Origin of the sequence: Paracoccus alcaliphilus, assembly GCF_028553725.1 — a bacterium.
Taxonomy (GTDB): domain Bacteria; phylum Pseudomonadota; class Alphaproteobacteria; order Rhodobacterales; family Rhodobacteraceae; genus Paracoccus; species Paracoccus alcaliphilus.
Genome location: NZ_CP067124.1, coordinates 935,012 through 951,889 on the forward strand (window position 1 = coordinate 935,012; position 16,878 = coordinate 951,889).

Sequence of the window (16,878 nt, forward strand, 5' to 3'; positions counted from 1 at the left end):
CCCTCAGATCATCGCGAACCGGGTGCCCCAGGGGTCGTGCAGCACCTGACCGGCGCGGTCGGGGGCGTTCAGCACGATTTCGGCCAGCCCGGTCATCTGCGGATCGCGGGGCCGGGCGTCGCGGCTATTCCAGACATTGCCCGCAAGCTGGTGGTGATAGCCGTTCCAGCCATACCACGCGCCCCCCGGCCCGTCGAAGGTCCGCGTCAGGCCCAGATCGCCGCGAAAGAACGCATCGGCACGGTCGATATCGCCGACCTGCAGATGGACGTGGCCGATGCTGCCGTCCTGCGGCACGCCCTGCCATTCGCCGGGCGAGGCTTGCGACAGCTCGGTCAGGTCCAGACGATGAGTGAACATCTCGATCCGGTCGCCGTCGCGGGTCCATTCCGAGGGCGGGCGGTCCCAATAGATCTCGATGCCGTTGCCCTCGGGGTCGTCCAGATACAGCGCCTCGCTGACGCCGTGATCGGATGCACCGGTCAGCCGGATATCTTGATCGGGGGCGTGACGCAGCCAACGGCCCAGATCGGCGCGTTCCGGCAGCAGGAAGGCGGTGTGGAACAACCCCGCCTGTCGGGGATCGCGGGGCCGGGCTGCCGCGTCATGCCGCAGCTCGATCAGGGTGCGATCCGCCGTGCCCAGCCGCCGCGTCGCATCATCACCGCCCTGCGGTTTCAACCCCAAGGCGCGTTCATAGAAATCCGCCATGCCGAGCAGGTCGCGCACCGTCAAGGCGACGTGGTCGATGGCCATATTGGTCATGCTGTCCTCCTTGTGGGTCATGCCCGGTATCACCTCAGCCGATGCTGGCGGCGAAGCCTGCCACGAACTCGGCCAGCCGCTTGCGCGTCGCCTGATCCGTCAGGTTGCCATCGGCGTCGAACAGATCGCCCGCGCGCGACACCATCAGTCGCCCGTCCCACCATGGCCGCATGTTCAGCGTCCGCAGCACCTGCAACCAGTGGGTCTGTGCCAGAGTGGTGCCGAAATTGCCGGGCGAGGCGCCGGTGACCGCGACCGGCTTGCCCTTGAACAGCCGCAGGCCGTCGCCGCGCGACATCCAGTCGATGGCGTTCTTGAAGGTGCCGGGAATGCCGTTGTTGTATTCCGGCGTGACCAGCAGCAACCCATCGGCCCCGGCCAGCTGCGCATTCAGCGTGGCAACGGCGGTGGGGGTGCCGTTCGCGGCCTCGTCATCGCCATCATAAAGCGGCACCCCGGCGATCGAGCCGATGATGATCTCGACCCCATCGGGGGCCAGTTCGGCGGCGGCCCGCAGCAGACCGGAGTTGAACGAGGCGCGGCGCAGGCTGCCCGACAGGCCAAGGATCTTCGTCATCTGTCACTTCCTTGCATCGTTGATGGGGACGGTTTCCCGCCCCCATGAGATGTTTGCGTCTGTCAGCCGGTTAGTCCAGCGGTTTCAGATTTGCCTCGATCCGGGCGCGCTGCGGTTCGAGGAAGGGCGGCAGGGACAGCGCCTCTCCCATCGTTTCGCGGGGTTCGTCCACATCGAAACCGGGATCGTCGCTCGCGATCTCGAACAGGTTGCCGCCCGGTTCGCGGAAATAGAGCGAGCGGAAATAGTAACGCTCGACCTCGCCGGAATTGGGCACCCGCATCTGGTTCAGATGCTGCGTCCAGTCGCGGATCGCGGGCTGGTCGGGCACGCGGAAGGCGACGTGATGCACCGCGCCCGCGCCCTGTCGGGAGATGGGCAGGCCGGGCTGGACCGCGACATGCAGTTCCGCCGCCGCGCCGCCGTCGCCCATCTGGAATACATGGATATGGCCGCTGCCGTCGGGGCTGGCGTAATCGCGGACCTTGCGCATGTTCATCACCTGCGTCAGCACCGCCTCGGTCGGGGCCAGTTCGGGGACCGAGATGGTGATCGGCCCCAGCCCGCGGATCTGGTGCGGGGCGGGAACCGGGCTTTTCGCCCATGCCTCGCCCACCGGCTGCGGCGCCGCGACAAGGCGCAGGCGCTGGCCCTCGGGGTCCTCGACATCCAGACCGGCGCGACCGTCCTGCGTGGTGATCTGACCGGTTGCCACGCCCAGATCGGCCAGACGCGCGGCCCAGAAATCCAGACTGTCCTCGGCCACCCTCAGTCCGGTGCGGCTGATCGAGCGGGTGCCGCGCCGTTCCCGCGCCACCGGCCAGTCGAAAAAGGTGATGTCGGTGCCCGGCGTGCCCGCGCCATCGGCGAAGAACAGGTGATAGGCCGAGGTGTCGTCCTGATTGACGGTCTTCTTGACCCGCCTGAGACCAAGGGTCTCGGTATAAAAACGGTTGTTGCCCGGCGCGTCGGCGGTGATCGCGGTCAGGTGGTGAATGCCGGTCAGTTGCATGGCGACCTCCTTTCAGGGGTGCGTGTTTGGGCTTGCCACCAATATGGCGCAGCCGGACCGTTCGTGGCAGGCGGTCATATCGCAAAGCCGCGTTCGGTTATTGCGAACGGCGCGGGGGCGGTTATGCTGTGCCGCATGGGCTGGACGATCGCGGATATCGAGACCTTTCTGGCGGTGCTGGAGGCGGGCAGCATTTCGGGCGCTGCGGCGCGGGCGGATCTGTCGAAATCGGTCGTCAGCAAGCGGATCAGCGATTTCGAGGCCGCTTTAGGCGTACCGTTGTTTCTGCGCCATGCGGGCCGGATCACGCCCACCGACACCGCCCATGATCTGGCCGAACGCCTGCGCCCCGCCCTGTCGGAACTGATCGCGGCGACCGAAGGCGCTGCGGGCGCGCAGGCCGAATTGCGCGGACGCTTGCAGATCGCCGCACCGATGAGCTTCGGCATCCGCCATCTGGGTCCGGTCATCGCCGGTTTCGCCCGCGCCCATCCGGGGTTGGAGATCGTGCTGGATTACGACGACCAGCTGACCGATCTGGGCCGGGCGGGCTTTGACGTGGGGCTGCGGATCGGGCTGATGAAGGACAGCACGCTGATGGTGCGCCGGTTGTGCGAGGACCCCCGCGCGCTGGTCGCCAGCCCCGATTACCTGTCGCAGCACGGCGCGATCACCCGCCCCGAGGACCTGCGCGGGCACGAAATCATCGGCTATCGGAATGCCCGTCTGGCCGAGATCTGGCCCTTTGGCGGCGATATTCCCCTGCCGCGCCCCGGCCGGATCACCGCCAATAATGGCGAGGCGATGCGTGATCTGGCGACGGGCGGCGCGGGGCTGGCGCTGCTGCCGCTGTTCATTGTCCATGACGCGATCCGCGACGGGCGGCTGGTGCGCCTGCTGCCGGACCTGCCGCAGCAACCCCTGCCGGTGAATATCGTCTGGCCGCCGGTCAGGCCGATGCCGCGCAAGCTGCGCCTGTTCATCGACCATGTGACCGATGCCTTTGCCGATGACCCGCCCTGGCAACGCGGTCTATGATATGGGTGCGGCGGGGCAGTTGCGGAAGGAAATGACGCCATGACCAATATCCTGTTCGATGCGCTGATGGGCTCGCGTCAGGGCGATATGCGGGCGGCGCTGATCTGTCCCGATGGCCGCCGCATCAGCCATGACGCGCTGTTTCGCATGTCCGGGCGGCTGGCCAGCCTGCTGAAGGAAACCGGCCTGCGCCCCGGCGACCGCATCGCGGTGCAGGTCGGCAAATCGGTCGAGGCGCTGGCGCTCTATCTGGCGGCGGTTCGGGTGGGGGCGGTTTTCTTGCCGCTGAACCCGGCCTATACCCCGGCCGAGGTCGGCTATTTCATCGGCGATGCCGAACCCTCGCTGGTCGTCTGCGATCCTGACCGCGCGGGTCGTCGCGACGATTTCATGCCCTCGGGCACCGCGCTGCTGACCCTTGCGGGCGATGGCAGTGGCAGCCTGACCGATCAGGCCGCCACCCAGCCCGAGGATCACACGCCCGCCGCCCGCAAGGGCAGCGATCTGGCGGCGATCCTTTACACATCGGGAACGACCGGGCGGTCCAAGGGCGCGATGCTCAGCCATGACAACCTGCTGTCGAATGCGCAGGTGCTGGTCGATGAATGGCGCTTTGACGCGGATGACGTATTGCTGCACGCGCTGCCGATCTTTCACACGCATGGGCTGTTCGTGGCCTCGAATGTCGTGTTGCTGTCGGGTGGCGCGATGATCTGGCTGCCGAAATTCGACCCCGATCAGGTCATCGCGCAACTGCCCCGGGCGACCACGATGATGGGCGTGCCGACCTTCTATACGCGGCTGCTGGACCAGCCCGGCCTGACCCGCGATCTGGTGGCGGGGATGCGGCTGTTCACCTCGGGCAGCGCGCCGCTGCTGGCCGACACCCATCGCGATTTCGAGGAACGCACCGGCCATCGCATCCTTGAACGCTATGGCATGACGGAAACCAACATGAACAGCTCGAACCCCTATGAGGGCGAGCGCCGCGCGGGCACCGTCGGCCTGCCCCTGCCGGGGGTCGAGTTGCGCATCACCGAGGGCGGCAAGCCGGTGACGCAAGGCGAAATCGGCATGATCGAGGTGCGTGGCCCGAATGTCTTTCGCGGCTATTGGCGGATGCCGGAAAAGACCGCCGAGGAACTGTCCGAGGATGGCTGGTTCACCACCGGCGATCTGGGGCAGGTGGATGGCGACGGCTATCTGACCATCGTCGGGCGCGGCAAGGACCTGATCATCTCGGGCGGCTACAACATCTATCCCAAAGAGGTCGAGGAGGCGATCGACCAGTTGCCCGGCGTGCTGGAATCGGCGGTGATCGGTCTGCCCCATCCCGATCTGGGCGAGGGCGTCGTGGCCATCGTCGCGCGCCACAGGGGTGCCGATCCCGACCCGCAGGCGATCATCGCCGGACTGGCCGAGCGGCTGGCCCGCTTCAAGCAGCCCCGGCATGTGGTGATCGTCGATGAACTGCCCCGCAACGCGATGGGCAAGGTCCAGAAAGCGGCCCTGCGACAGGACCATGCCGGGCTGTTCGACTGAAGGCGCGGCCGGGACGTGGATGTCTGATCCCACGGTTCGACGGCGCTGCCCTTTCAGCGGAAGGACCGAAGCCCGGTCGGGAGGGTCGCCCCAGCCATATGCGAGAGGGCGCAAGATCCTGATGCGGCGCCGGGGTCGCCCCCGGCGCGCAAGCGTCACAGGATGAAATCATCCGCCGTCAGCCGGTCCAGATCGCGGACCCAGAACGCGAAATCGGCGCGGCCATCGCCGTTGCGGTCGCCCTGCACCATCAGATCATCGCCCCGCTGCGCATACCAGACCGAATTTGCGCCCGCCTCGGTGCCGCCAAAGGCAAAGTCCTGATGGCCTGCCCGGCGGCTGTTGGCGTCAATGCCGCTGATGTCGATCACATCGATCCCCGAGACGAAATCGAAGATCTGGTCCAACTGGCCACCGCTGCCGAAATCGGCCGCTTTCTCGAAGACAAAGACATCGCGCAGGCGATCCTCGCCGCCATAGAGCATATCTGCCCCGGCGCCCCCGATCAGCACATCGCGCCCCACGCCGCCATTCAGCGTATCGCTGCCCGCGCCGCCCAGCAGCCGGTCGGCACCAGCCCCGCCCAGCAGAAGGTCATTGCCATTGCCACCCAGCAGCGTATCCATGCCAGCGCCGCCCTCCAGCCGGTCATTGCCGTTGCCGCCATTCAGATGATCGTGGCCATTGCCACCGCTCAGCACGTCATTCCCGGCACCCCCGACCAGACTGTCGGCACCCGCGCCGCCGTTCAGGGTATCGCTTCCGGCCCCGCCCATCAGAGTGTCATTGCCGCCAGCCCCGTTCAGCAGATCGTCGCCGGCGCCACCATTCAGCCGGTCGTTCCCGGCCCCGCCGTTCAGCACGTCGTCGCCACCATTGCCGTTCAGCGTGTCATTGCCCGCGCCTCCGACCAGGCGATCACTTCCGGCGCCACCGTTGAGAAGATCGTCGCCCTGACCGCCGTTCATCCGATCATCACCGGCCCCGCCGATCAGCGTATCGTTGCCTGCCCCGCCTTCCAGCAGGTCATTGCCGCCGCCGCCCTCCAGCCGGTCGTTCCCGGCCCCGCCACGCAACGTGTCGTTGCCCGCGCCACCGCGCAGCAGGTCGTTCCCGGCCTCCCCCAGAAGGGTGTCGTCGCCGTTGCCGCCCAGCAGAGTGTCATTACCTGCGCCACCACGCAGCCTGTCGTTTCCGGCAAACCCTTCCAGCTTGTTGTTGCCGGAATTGCCGATCAACTGATTGGCCAACGCATTCCCGCGGCCGTTGATATTGGAACTGCCGGTCAGGGTCAGGTTTTCGATATGGCGCCCCAGCGTCCAATCGATCCCGGCGACCACGTGGTCGATGCCGTTCCCTTCAAGCTCCAGAATGTTGTCACCTGCCGTGACGTGATAGATGTCGTTGCCCGCCCCGCCCGCGAACTCGTCCGCGCCCGCAGTCCCGTAAAGAATATCGTTACGCACGGTCCCGATGGTCTTGTTGTCGTCGATGATCGCGATTTCGATGACTTTCATCGAGCCACCATCGGCGAAAGTCATATTTCCGCCTAAGTCTATAGTCAGATACGCGGTCTCGGTATCTTCCGCGATACCGTCGCGATTGGCCCGGATCTGGAACGAGGTGCTGCGGTTGGTCGGACTGGTGGATGCGATTGACAGCGAGCCGCTGCCCGACAATGCGCCCAGATCATTCGCCGAGGCCGTGCCGCCGATAGTCGAGATGCCGTAGCTGTAGCTGACCCAATGATTGGTCATGCCGTTGAAGCGCAGAACGGCGTCGATCGTTTCGCCTTCGCGAATCTCGATCCGGTCGGGGATAGAAACGGTGACATGGGCAACTGGCGGTGGCATGTTCGATCCGTTCACCATCTGGAACGAGGTTTTGAAGCCAAGCCCCCGCAGGTCCTCGTTGGTGTAGGTGATGCTGTTGCCTTCGAGATCGGACAAGACCACGCGATCAATATCGACAGTTCCACTTCGTGAGGTGGGCTGAATCCAGCTGGAAGCTGAGGACGTGCCATCGTCCCAGCTGTCAAAGTAACCGGAAAGAACAATTAAGTTGGATGAACCATACTCCCACTCGACGTCCCGATCGAGCCAGATCACGGCTTGATCGATCCCAAAATCGTCCGTTGCCGAAACTGTAAAAACCGCCTCTCCCCAACTATCCCCCAGATCAATCACATCGGGAAGGTCGAGGCCGGTCAGAACGGGCAGGGGAGAGGATACGGCACGCGACATCACGTCGCCCGCAGGCAAGACAGCATTTGCCATGAATGACTCCAAAGGATAAATCGTTACAACTCGCCATTCTGGCGTATGTGGCTCATCAATGGTCTACCCGAACCACTCACAGCGCGTCAAAGCGGAAAACCGCCGATGCACCTGCCTTTTTGGACAATTACCCTGCATAAAACGTCACCCGCAAACAAAAAAACGGGGCGCGACCGAACGCACCCCGCCAACGCACCAAATATAGCGCGGATCAGAAATCCCAGTCCTCATCCTCGGTCGCCACCGCCTTGCCGATGACATAGCTCGACCCCGATCCCGAGAAGAAATCGTGGTTCTCGCTGTCGGGCGACAGGGCTGCCATGATCGCCGGGTTCACCTCGCAGACCTGCGGCGGGAACAATGCCTCATAGCCCAGGTTCTGCAATGCCTTGTTGGCATTGTAATGCAGGAAGGCCTTCACATCCTCGGTCAGTCCGATCCCGTCATACAGTTCGGCGGTGTATTTCTGCTCGATATCGTAAAGGTCGAAGATCATCGAGAAGGCGAAATCCTTCAGCGCCGCCCGCTCGGCCTCGCCCAGCTTTTCCAGCCCGCGCTGGAATTTATACCCGATGTAATAGCCATGGACGGCCTCATCGCGGATGATCAGCCTGATCAGGTCGGCGGTATTGGTCAGCTTGGCGCGCGACGACCAGTACATCGGCAGATAGAAGCCCGAATAGAACAGGAAGCTTTCCAGAAACACGCTGGCGATCTTGCGCTTCAGCGGGTCCGCCCCGGCCTTGTACTCATCCAGGATCAGCCGCGCCTTGGCCTGCAGATGCGGGTTTTCCTCGGACCAGCGGAAGGCCTCGTCCACCTCTTTGGTCAGGCACAGGGTCGAGAAGATCGAGGAATAGGACCGCGCATGCACCGCCTCCATGAAGGCGATGTTGGACAGCACCGCCTCTTCATGCGGCGTGATCGCATCGGGCATCATCGAAGGCGCGCCGATCGTGTTCTGAACCGTGTCCAGCAGCGTCAGCCCGGTAAAGACCCGGATGGTCAGCTCCCGTTCTTCGGGGCGCAGGGTCGCCCAGCTTTGCACGTCATTGGACAGCGGTACCTTCTCGGGCAGCCAGAAATTCACCGTCAGCCGGTTCCAGACCTCCAGATCCTTGTCGTCATCCAGCCGGTTCCAGTTCACCGCACGCGCAACTGTCCGCATCACATGATCCTTCATCTGGAAGAACCCCTCTCATCTTTGGTGTCCAAATATCCCGGGGGTCCGGGGGCTGGCCCCCGGCCTCGCTTACAAAGTGCAGGAAACGCAGCCCTGAACTTCGGTTCCCTCCAGCGCCGTCTGGCGCAGGCGGATATAATAGATCGTCTTGATGCCCTTTTTCCAGGCATGGATCTGGGCGCGGTTGATGTCGCGCGTCGTGGCCTCGGACGGGAAGAACAGGGTCAGCGACAGGCCCTGATCGACATGTTCGGTGGCCGCCGCATAGGTGTCGATGATCGCTTCGGGGCCGATCTCATAGGCGTCGCGATAATATTCCAGATTCTCGTTCGACATGAACGCCGCCGGATAATAGACGCGGCCGATCTTGCCTTCCTTGCGGATCTCGATCTTCGACACGATCGGGTGGATCGAACTGGTCGAGTTGTTGATATAGCTGATCGAGCCCGTCGGCGGCACCGCCTGCAAGTTGCGGTTATACAGCCCGTGCTTCATCACTGATTCCTTCAGCGCCGCCCAGTCCTCGCGGGTGGGCAGGCTGGTATCCCCGAACACCCGCTCGACATCCGGCAGGGTCGGCAGCCAGTCGCGCTCGGTATATTTCTCGAAGAACGACCCGTCGGCATATTTCGATTTGTCGAAATCCCGGAAGCTCTGGCCCTTTTCCTGCGCCAGCAGGTTCGAGGCCCGGATCGCGTGATAGGCGATGGCGGCGAAATAGACGCTGGTGAACTCGACCCCCTCGGGGCTGCCGTAATGGATATGCTCGCGCGCCAGGAAACCATGCAGGTTCATCTGGCCCAGACCCACCGCATGGGCCTCGTCATTGCCGCGCCGGATCGAGGGCACGGATTCGATCGACGACATTTCCGACACGGCGGTCAGGGCGCGGATCGCGGCCTCGACGGTGGCGCCGAAATCCGGGCCGTCCATGGTGGCGGCGATGTTCAGCGAACCGAGGTTGCAGGAAATGTCGGTTCCCAGATGGGAATAGGACAGGTCCTCGTTATATTCCGACGCCTCGTTCACCTGCAGGATCTCGCTGCACAGGTTCGACATGGTGATGCGGCCATGCACGGGATTGGCACGGTTCACCGTGTCCTCGAACATGACATAGGGATAGCCGGATTCGAACTGGATCTCGGCGATGGTCTGGAAGAACTCGCGGGCGCTGATCTTCTTCTTCTTGATCCGCTTGTCATCCACCATCTCGGCATATTTCTCGGTCACCGAGATTTCCGAGAACGGCACGCCATAGACCTTCTGGATGTCATGGGGCGAGAACAGATACATGTCCTCGTTCTTCTTCGCCAGCTCGAAGGTGATGTCGGGGATCACCACGCCAAGGCTCAGCGTCTTGATGCGGATCTTCTCATCCGCGTTCTCGCGCTTGGTGTCCAGGAAGCGCAGGATGTCGGGGTGATGCGCGTTCAGATAGACCGCGCCCGCACCCTGCCGCGCGCCCAGCTGGTTGGCATAGCTGAACGAATCCTCCAGCAGCTTCATCACCGGGATAACGCCCGAGGACTGGTTCTCGATCCCCTTGATGGGCGCGCCCGCCTCGCGCAGGTTGGTCAGCATCAGGGCCACGCCGCCGCCGCGTTTCGACAGTTGCAGCGCCGAGTTGATGGAACGCCCGATGGATTCCATGTTGTCTTCCAGCCGTAGCAGGAAGCAGGAAATCAGCTCGCCCCGCGACTGCTTGCCCGCGTTCAGGAAGGTGGGGGTCGCGGGCTGGAAGCGGCCCGACAGGATTTCCTCCATGAAGCGCATGGCCAGCGCCTCGTCGCCGCGCGCCAGCGTCAGTGCGACCATGACCACGCGATCTTCGTAGCGTTCAAGGTAACGCTGCCCGTCGCGGGTCTTCAGCGTATAGGAGGTGTAATATTTGAACGCGCCAAGGAAGGTCGGGAAACGGAACTTGCGCTCATAGGCGGCATCCCAGATCGCGCGCTGGAAATTCTTGGAATACTGGTCCAGCACTTGGGGCTCGTAATAACCCTCATCGACCAGATAGCGCAGCTTTTCGTCCAGATTGTGGAAGAAAACGGTGTTCTGGTTGACATGCTGCAGGAAATACTGCCGCGCGGCCATGCGGTCGGCATCGAAGCGGATCTTGCCATCCGCATCGTACAGGTTCAGCATCGCGTTCAGCGCGTGGTAATCCAGCGTTTCTTTCACGGCCTCTGCCTTCGTGCCTGCGGCCTTCACGCCCACAGCCTTTACGCCATTGTCAAGCATTCCGTCCCCCAGAATTTTGCAAGCCCCGCACGGATGCGGTCAATATCGGTTTGGCTTCCTGCCAGTTCGAAACGATACAGGACAGGAACGCCGGTCTTTTCAGAAATGACACGTCCCGCCAAGGCGAATGTCGTGCCGAAATTGCGATTGCCCCCGGCGATGACGCCGCGCAATCCGGCGCGGCGCCCAGGGTCGTTCAGAAAGCGGATCACCTGTTTCGGTACCGCGCCCCGCCCCGTTCCGTCCGCATAGGTTGGACAGACCAGAACATAGTGTTCCGGCGGGACCGGCATGGGGTCGGCGGGCGAGACCGGGATCCTCTGTGCTGGCAGGTCAAGCTGCGCGATCAACCGCGCCGTGTTGCCCGAGAGCGAGGAGAAATAGACAAGCCCGCACACCGCTTCATGCCCGGGACAGGCTGCCGATCATATCGGGCCGGAAACCGGCCCAATGCGCATCACCGGCAATGACGACGGGGGCCTGACGGTAACCCAGCGCGGTCACGCGCTCCATCGCATCGGCATCCTCGGTCAGGTCGATGACATCATAGGACAGTCCACGCGCATCCAGCGCGCGGGTCGTGGCGGTGCACTGAACGCAGGCGGGTTTCGAATAGACGGTGATGCTCATGCCTCTTGGTCCCAGTCTGTAATGGCGAGGGGGCCGCGCCCGTCAGGGTCGCAATCGCAGCCCGCGCCCGCCGCGCGGTTTCATCTGTCCTCAGTCCGGGTAAGCCTGCGGGCTTGTGGTCCGGGCCGGCTTTTTATCCCGGATTGATCCGGTTGTATTGCTGTGTTCGTCATCATCTTCAGGTTGCATCTTCCTTGGGCCAGACGGCCGATCGGTTTCTGCGTTCTGACGATTCCCGACCTGCTTAATAGGCCCTGAATTCACGGCTGTGTCAACAGGGCGACCCTAGATATTGTGTGATCGATAGCTTGCTGGCCCACAATAGGGTAGGAACAAAACGGGGACGTCCCAACAGTTGCTGGCTGTTTCCGTCTTGCGGGATGTTGCCTCGCTAGTATCGACGGTCAAAACGGGCCACGGGCGCAGCCGCGGGCGTATCATTCGAATCTGGGTCCCCGGCACCGGAATTCAAGATATAATCAAAATATGGTGTCGCGCCCGTCCAGCGCTTTCCAGGCGGCATACATGCCCGCCACAAAACCCGCCTGCGCATCGGGTTGCAGCACATGTGCGCCCTGCAAGGACAGGCCCTGCGCATAAAGTCCGGCCAAGGATGCCTGTTGCGGCACCCCGTCCAGAATCGCCACCTGCTGACCCAGCCAATAGGGTTTTGCGGCGGCCAGCTCCAACCCGATCAGTAACCCGGCGCGGCGGGCGTGCCCGCCCTCGGTTGGCAGATGCGCCAACTGGCCATAGGCACGATGCGGGCGCGACAAAGCGTCACCCAGCGCCTCGGCAAAGCCTTCGCCTTCGGTTGCCTCTGGCGATAGCAGGGCCAGCAGTTCCCCGGTCAGAAAGCTGTGGAAATGGCAGATCTCGCCTGCCGAGATCCGCACCCAATGGCTGCGCGGCCCGGTCAGCAGCGCGACACCGTCGAATTGCGGATGGGCGGCCAGCAATCCGGCGATGGGGGCCAGTTCACCTGCCAGCAGGCCGGGCGGATCGGATTGCGACACCGCAGCCACGCGCCACAGCGGCCCGCCATCGGCGACGCGGTCCAGACGCAGCGCGGCAGGGCAGGGCACCGGGCGCGACGATGCGCCGCCCGCCGGATCGGCAGGCGCGGCCAGCAGCATCGGCAGATCGGGCCAGCGGGTGCGGGCGGTCGCCAGATCGGCGACATGTTCCGGCCCCTCGATCACGCTGGCGCCGGACATGACCCACAGGCGCAGGCCCGCAGGTCCGGCCCATGCGGCCAGCCAGTCCACTGCGCTCATGCAGGCCGGGTCCATTCCAGCGGCTTGGGTTCCTCGCGATGGGCAAAGCGCAGCAGGTGGCTTTCAACCACATCGGCCAGCTTCCGCACCGCCTCGGCATCCTTGCCGGTGACCTGCAAGCGCAGCCCGGCTTCGGTCGTCTCGGCCAGCGCATCGCCGAAGTCAAAGCTGATGACCGCTCGGTCGTCGGCGATCTCGACCGGGATCTTGTGGCCGAAATGCTTGGCCAGCGTCTGCATCAGCTGCGCGCCGCGCGTCGTCGGGAAATCTGCGGAGGATTGCATCGGTTCACCTTTCATCTGGGCCAGCGGCCAGTTCAGCAGATAGGCGCGTTGGCGTCGCGCTTCAATCGGGCCGCATATTGCACCGCCCCGGCGTAAAGGCAGTTCACGATTTGGCCAGCAGCGGAACGGATCGCCCCGTTCGGGGTGCCGTGTGTCTTGCGGGCTTTGGTGATTCTGACTAAAGCTGTCAAGTAACCGGCCCAGCCATTGCCAGGTCATCAGGTATCCGCGTCAACACGAGTATCCCGATGAATGACCTTACCCCGTCGCGCCTGCGCGAAATCAAGCGTGAAGCGAATACCCGCCCCTTCGATCTGGCTGCCCAGCTTGGTCTGCCAGAGGCCGCTCTGGTCGAGGCCGAACTGGGCTTTGGCACCGTGCGGATCGACGCGACACCCGGACAGCTGATCCCGCTGGTGGAACGGCTGGGCGATGTCATGGCGCTGATCCGCAACCGGTCCTGCGTGATCGAGAAGGTCGGCACCTATCGCAATTTCCACGATGGCGAGCATGCGGCGATGACGCTGGATGCGGAAATCGACACGCGCATCTTTCCGCGCCACTGGGTGCATGCCTTCGCGGTCGAGGTGACGGGCGAGACCGGCACCCGCCGCTCGATCCAGGTGTTCGACGCGGCGGGGGATGCGGTCCACAAGATCCATCTGCGCGACGGCTCCGACCTTGATGCGTGGGTGGCGCTGATCGATGCGCTGGCCTTGCCCGATCAGCAGGGGTTGTCGGATTTCGCCACCCGTCCCGCCCCCGAAGGCGCCCGCATCGCCGATGACAAGGTCGAGACGTTGCGGCAGGAATGGGCGAAGATGACCGATACGCATCAGTTCAACACGCTGGTGCGGCGGCTGAAGATGAACCGTCTGGGCGCCAATCGCAGCGTCGGCGCGCCTCATGCGCGGCAGCTGGACACAAGCGCCGTGCCGCTGCTGCTGGAGCGGGTGCGCGACAGCGGCCAGCAGGTGATGCTCTTTGTCGGCAATATGGGCTGCATCGAGATCCATTCCGGCCCGCTGGTCACGCTGAAGCCGATGGGGCCGTGGCTGAACGTGATGGACCCGCGTTTCAACCTGCATCTGCGCGGCGATCATGTGGCCGAGGTCTGGCTGGTGAACAAGCCGACGAAACGCGGCCCGGCGATCTCGGTCGAGGCTTTCGACGCCGCCGGGGACCTGATCTTCCAATGTTTCGGCATGCGTCCCGAAAAGGGCGGCGATGCCGATGCCTGGGCCGCGCTGGTGGGCGGCCTGCCCCGGCAGGAGGCCGCGGCATGACCCCGCTGGCGCGTCTGGCTGCGGCCTCTGCCGGCCTGCTGTCCGTCCTTGCCCTGCCTGCGCTGGCCGATTCCCACCCCGACGCGTCCCGCGTGCTGTCGCTTGGCGGATCGGTGACGGAAATCGTCTATGCGCTTGGCCAGCAGGATCGGCTGATCGGGCGCGACACCACCTCCAGCTTTCCGGCCGAGGTTCAGGCGCTGCCCGATGTCGGCTATGTCCGGGCGCTGTCGCCCGAAGGCGTGCTGTCGGTGCAGCCCGACCTGATTCTGGCCGAGGAAGGGGCGGGCCCCCCAGAAGCCATCGCCGTGCTGAAAGAGGCGGGCATCCCGCTGGAAACCATCCCCGAGGGCCATGATGCCGACGGTCTGGCCGCCAAGGTCGAGGCCGTGGCCGAGGCGCTTGGCGTGGCGGATGCCGCCGGGCCGGTGATCGACAGCCTGCGCGCCGATCTAGACAAGGTGACCGAGGTCAACCGCGCCGCGGGTGAAAAGAAGCGCGTCATGTTCGTGTTGTCCCTGCAGGGCGGGCGGGTGATGGCGGGCGGCGAAGGCTCTGGCGGCGGTGCGATCATCGAACTGGCGGGGGCGGAAAACGCGGTCTCGGGCATCACCGGTTACAAGCCGCTGACGGACGAGGCGATCACGGCGGCGGCCCCCGATGTCATCGTGATGATGAGCCGTGGCGATCCCGAGGCCGATTCCGGTCACGGCGGCAGTCTGGCGCAACTGGCGGGCATGCCCGCGCTGGCCACCACGCCCGCCGTGCGCGACGGGCGCGTGATCACGATGGACGGGCTGCTGCTGCTGGGTTTCGGGCCGCGCACCGGTCAGGCGGCGTTGCAGCTGCATGACGCCATCTATGGGGAAAACGGCTGATGGTGGCCGTGGATGCCACCCGCGACCGGCTGGAGGGCGACCGGCGCCATATCGGGCGGATGCTGTGCATCCTGCTGACCACATTGCTGGTGCTGGTGGCGATTGTGTCTCTGGGCTATGGCGCCTCGGGCGTGTCGGCGCCGCGTGTGCTGGCCGACTGGCTGGCGGGGCGGGACATCGCCGTGACCGACCGGGTGGTGATGATCGACATCCGCCTGCCGCGCCTGCTGACCGGGATACTGGTCGGCGCCAGTCTGGCGGTGTCGGGCGCGGTCATGCAGGGGCTGTTTCGCAACCCGCTGGCCGATCCGGGTCTGCTGGGGGTCAGCGCCGGGGCCTCGCTGGGGGCGATTTCGGGGATCGTGCTGGGTGGTTTGCTGCCCGCCGCGATCCTTGGCCTTGTCGGCTGGTATCTGGTGCCGCTGGCGGCCTTTGGCGGCGGCTGGATCGCGATGCTGACGCTGTATGGCATCTCGACCCGGCGCGGGCGCACCTCGGTCGCGACCATGCTGCTGGCGGGGATCGCGCTGGGGGCGATGGTGGGTGCACTGTCGGGGCTGATCGTCTATTATGCCAATGATGCGCAGCTGCGCGACCTGACCTTCTGGGGCATGGGATCGCTGGCCGGGGCAAGCTGGACCAAGTTGTCCGCCGCCGCGCCGCTGATCGTCACCGCGCTGATTGCGGCGCCGTTTCTGGCGCGCGGGCTGAACGGGCTGGCGCTGGGAGAGGCCGCCGCCGCCCATGTCGGCATCCGCGTGCAGCGGGTCAAGCGCGTCGCCATCCTGACGGCGGCTGCGGCGGTGGGGGCATCGGTCGCGATTACCGGCGGCATCGGTTTCGTCGGCATCGTCGTGCCGCATCTGCTGCGCCTGCTGACCGGGCCGGATCACCGCTGGCTGCTGGTCAATTCGGGGCTGCTGGGGGCGACGGTGCTGCTGTGCGCCGACATGGTCAGCCGCACGGTGATCGCGCCCGCCGAACTGCCCATCGGCATCATCACCGCGATGATCGGCGGGCCGTTCTTCATGTGGGTGCTGCTGTCCAACCGCCGGGTGATCGACCTATGAGCCTGACCGCCCGCGATATCCGCCTGCGGCTGGGCCGGGCCGAGATCCTGCACGGCGTCGATCTGACCGCGCAGGCCGGGCAACTGACGGCGATCATCGGGCCGAACGGGTCGGGCAAGACCAGCCTGATGCGGGTTCTGACCGGCGAACTGGCCCCGGTTGGGGGCGAAGCGATGCTGAACGGCCAGCCCATCGCCAGCCATCATCCCGAGGCTTTGGCCCGGCGCCGCGCCGTCCTGCCGCAGAAAAGCGCGCTGTCATTTCCGTTTTCCGTGGCCGAGATCGTCCGCATCGGCTTGCATTCGCTGCTGGCGGGCGAGGCCGAGCGTGACGCCCTGATCCGGGCGGCGCTGATTCAGGTGGGGCTGCCGGGATATGCCGGACGGCTCTATCAGGAACTGTCGGGCGGAGAGCAGCAGCGCGTGCAGCTGGCCCGCGCGCTGGTGCAGGTCTGGCAGCCGATGGGCGACGACGGCCCGCGCTGGCTGTTTCTGGACGAGCCGGTCAGCAGTCTGGACATCGCCCACCAACTGACGGTGATGCGGCTGGCGGCGCAATATGCGCGCCGTGGCGGCGGGGTGGTCGCGGTGATGCATGATCTGAACCTGACGGCGATGTTCGCCGATCATGTGCTGCTGATGAAGGGCGGACGCGCCCGGGCCGAGGGTCCGCCCTCGCAGGTGATGACCGACGATCTGCTGTCCGAGGCCTATGGCTGCAATCTGCGCGTGGGTCATGCCCCGCCCGAAGGGGTCTGGCTGTTGCCGCAGGGCGCGTCGCTGGCAAGCTGAGCCACCGACAAGGGGGCAAGCCCCGCGC

16 protein-coding genes are annotated in these 16,878 nt (G+C 64.9%); 6 read left to right on the forward strand and 10 right to left on the reverse strand.

Going from position 1 to position 16,878, the window contains the following annotated elements; genetic code table 11:
- Positions 1-3 precede the first annotated feature (3 nt).
- The 3 genes from JHW40_RS04865 to JHW40_RS04875 all read right to left on the reverse strand — a co-directional run bounded on the left by JHW40_RS04865 (position 4) and on the right by JHW40_RS04875 (position 2,354).
- On the reverse strand, positions 4-765 hold the full coding sequence (locus tag JHW40_RS04865) for a VOC family protein (RefSeq protein ID WP_090611632.1): 762 nt from the start codon (positions 763-765) through the stop codon (positions 4-6).
- 34 nt (positions 766-799) lie between these two features.
- Entirely contained in the window at positions 800-1,342 is a 543-nt protein-coding gene (locus JHW40_RS04870; RefSeq protein WP_090611569.1) for an NADPH-dependent FMN reductase, read from the reverse strand.
- Positions 1,343-1,412: 70 nt separating this feature from the next.
- On the reverse strand, positions 1,413-2,354 hold the full coding sequence (locus JHW40_RS04875) for a ring-cleaving dioxygenase (RefSeq protein ID WP_090611567.1): 942 nt from the start codon (positions 2,352-2,354) through the stop codon (positions 1,413-1,415).
- A 135-nt stretch (positions 2,355-2,489) separates the two neighbouring features.
- Between JHW40_RS04875 and JHW40_RS04880 the strand changes: the two genes are divergently transcribed.
- Complete coding sequence (locus tag JHW40_RS04880) at positions 2,490-3,392, forward strand: LysR family transcriptional regulator (RefSeq protein WP_090611630.1); 903 nt, start codon at positions 2,490-2,492, stop codon at positions 3,390-3,392.
- A gap of 39 nt (positions 3,393-3,431) precedes the next feature.
- Positions 3,432-4,934 carry a malonate--CoA ligase gene (locus JHW40_RS04885; RefSeq protein ID WP_090611565.1) on the forward strand — a complete coding sequence of 501 codons (1,503 nt, stop codon included), beginning with the start codon at positions 3,432-3,434 and terminating at the stop codon, positions 4,932-4,934.
- Between the two features lie 155 nt (positions 4,935-5,089).
- Here JHW40_RS04885 and JHW40_RS04890 read toward each other — a convergent pair whose 3' ends face one another.
- The 7 genes from JHW40_RS04890 to JHW40_RS04920 form a co-directional block, all read right to left on the reverse strand.
- Positions 5,090-6,883, reverse strand: a complete 1,794-nt coding sequence (locus JHW40_RS04890) for a calcium-binding protein (RefSeq protein WP_170851792.1) — start codon at positions 6,881-6,883, stop codon at positions 5,090-5,092.
- A 538-nt stretch (positions 6,884-7,421) separates the two neighbouring features.
- On the reverse strand, positions 7,422-8,378 hold the full coding sequence (gene nrdF / locus JHW40_RS04895; protein ID WP_419182458.1) for a class 1b ribonucleoside-diphosphate reductase subunit beta: 957 nt from the start codon (positions 8,376-8,378) through the stop codon (positions 7,422-7,424).
- Positions 8,379-8,462: 84 nt separating this feature from the next.
- The gene (nrdE, locus tag JHW40_RS04900; RefSeq protein ID WP_211657280.1) at positions 8,463-10,634 is read right to left on the reverse strand and encodes a class 1b ribonucleoside-diphosphate reductase subunit alpha; all 2,172 of its coding nucleotides are present in this window, start codon (positions 10,632-10,634) and stop codon (positions 8,463-8,465) included.
- Positions 10,616-11,032, reverse strand: coding sequence for a class Ib ribonucleoside-diphosphate reductase assembly flavoprotein NrdI (gene nrdI, locus JHW40_RS04905; RefSeq protein ID WP_090611560.1), 417 nt, complete (start codon positions 11,030-11,032; stop codon positions 10,616-10,618). The genes nrdE and nrdI overlap by 19 nt, the downstream gene beginning before the upstream one ends.
- A gap of 4 nt (positions 11,033-11,036) precedes the next feature.
- A complete protein-coding gene (nrdH, locus tag JHW40_RS04910; protein WP_090611559.1) occupies positions 11,037-11,264 on the reverse strand; it encodes a glutaredoxin-like protein NrdH in 228 nt (75 codons plus the stop codon).
- A gap of 479 nt (positions 11,265-11,743) precedes the next feature.
- On the reverse strand, positions 11,744-12,541 hold the full coding sequence (locus tag JHW40_RS04915) for a 2-dehydro-3-deoxygalactonokinase (protein WP_170851791.1): 798 nt from the start codon (positions 12,539-12,541) through the stop codon (positions 11,744-11,746).
- A complete protein-coding gene (locus JHW40_RS04920) occupies positions 12,538-13,044 on the reverse strand; it encodes a DUF2218 domain-containing protein (protein WP_139208148.1) in 507 nt (168 codons plus the stop codon). Before JHW40_RS04920 ends, JHW40_RS04915 begins: the two co-directional genes overlap by 4 nt.
- Before the next feature lie 29 nt (positions 13,045-13,073).
- Here JHW40_RS04920 and JHW40_RS04925 point away from each other — a divergent pair, with 29 nt between their 5' ends.
- From JHW40_RS04925 to JHW40_RS04940, 4 genes are read left to right on the forward strand one after another with little or no spacing between them, the layout of a single operon-like run.
- Complete coding sequence (locus JHW40_RS04925; RefSeq protein WP_090611554.1) at positions 13,074-14,111, forward strand: hemin-degrading factor; 1,038 nt, start codon at positions 13,074-13,076, stop codon at positions 14,109-14,111.
- On the forward strand, positions 14,108-14,989 hold the full coding sequence (locus JHW40_RS04930) for a heme/hemin ABC transporter substrate-binding protein (RefSeq protein WP_090611552.1): 882 nt from the start codon (positions 14,108-14,110) through the stop codon (positions 14,987-14,989). The genes JHW40_RS04925 and JHW40_RS04930 overlap by 4 nt, the downstream gene beginning before the upstream one ends.
- On the forward strand, positions 14,989-16,059 hold the full coding sequence (locus tag JHW40_RS04935; RefSeq protein WP_090611550.1) for a FecCD family ABC transporter permease: 1,071 nt from the start codon (positions 14,989-14,991) through the stop codon (positions 16,057-16,059). The genes JHW40_RS04930 and JHW40_RS04935 overlap by 1 nt, the downstream gene beginning before the upstream one ends.
- Positions 16,056-16,850, forward strand: a complete 795-nt coding sequence (locus JHW40_RS04940) for a heme ABC transporter ATP-binding protein (protein ID WP_090611549.1) — start codon at positions 16,056-16,058, stop codon at positions 16,848-16,850. Before JHW40_RS04935 ends, JHW40_RS04940 begins: the two co-directional genes overlap by 4 nt.
- Positions 16,851-16,878: the final 28 nt, after the last annotated feature.

What these genes read in the sequence shown, in the direction of transcription:
- JHW40_RS04930 (WP_090611552.1), top strand. Translation starts at nt 14,108, where the DNA reads ATGACCCCGCTGGCGCGTCTGGCTGCGGCCTCTGCCGGCCTGCTGTCC.
- JHW40_RS04935 (WP_090611550.1), top strand. Translation starts at nt 14,989, where the DNA reads ATGGTGGCCGTGGATGCCACCCGCGACCGGCTGGAGGGCGACCGGCGC.
- JHW40_RS04865 (WP_090611632.1), bottom strand. Translation starts at nt 765, where the DNA reads ATGACCAATATGGCCATCGACCACGTCGCCTTGACGGTGCGCGACCTG.
- JHW40_RS04925 (WP_090611554.1), top strand. Translation starts at nt 13,074, where the DNA reads ATGAATGACCTTACCCCGTCGCGCCTGCGCGAAATCAAGCGTGAAGCG.
- JHW40_RS04875 (WP_090611567.1), bottom strand. Translation starts at nt 2,354, where the DNA reads ATGCAACTGACCGGCATTCACCACCTGACCGCGATCACCGCCGACGCG.
- JHW40_RS04915 (WP_170851791.1), bottom strand. Translation starts at nt 12,541, where the DNA reads ATGAGCGCAGTGGACTGGCTGGCCGCATGGGCCGGACCTGCGGGCCTG.
- JHW40_RS04920 (WP_139208148.1), bottom strand. Translation starts at nt 13,044, where the DNA reads ATGACCTGGCAATGGCTGGGCCGGTTACTTGACAGCTTTAGTCAGAAT.
- nrdE (WP_211657280.1), bottom strand. Translation starts at nt 10,634, where the DNA reads ATGCTTGACAATGGCGTAAAGGCTGTGGGCGTGAAGGCCGCAGGCACG.
- JHW40_RS04940 (WP_090611549.1), top strand. Translation starts at nt 16,056, where the DNA reads ATGAGCCTGACCGCCCGCGATATCCGCCTGCGGCTGGGCCGGGCCGAG.
- nrdH (WP_090611559.1), bottom strand. Translation starts at nt 11,264, where the DNA reads ATGAGCATCACCGTCTATTCGAAACCCGCCTGCGTTCAGTGCACCGCC.
- nrdF (WP_419182458.1), bottom strand. Translation starts at nt 8,378, where the DNA reads ATGCGGACAGTTGCGCGTGCGGTGAACTGGAACCGGCTGGATGACGAC.
- JHW40_RS04885 (WP_090611565.1), top strand. Translation starts at nt 3,432, where the DNA reads ATGACCAATATCCTGTTCGATGCGCTGATGGGCTCGCGTCAGGGCGAT.
- JHW40_RS04880 (WP_090611630.1), top strand. Translation starts at nt 2,490, where the DNA reads ATGGGCTGGACGATCGCGGATATCGAGACCTTTCTGGCGGTGCTGGAG.
- JHW40_RS04870 (WP_090611569.1), bottom strand. Translation starts at nt 1,342, where the DNA reads ATGACGAAGATCCTTGGCCTGTCGGGCAGCCTGCGCCGCGCCTCGTTC.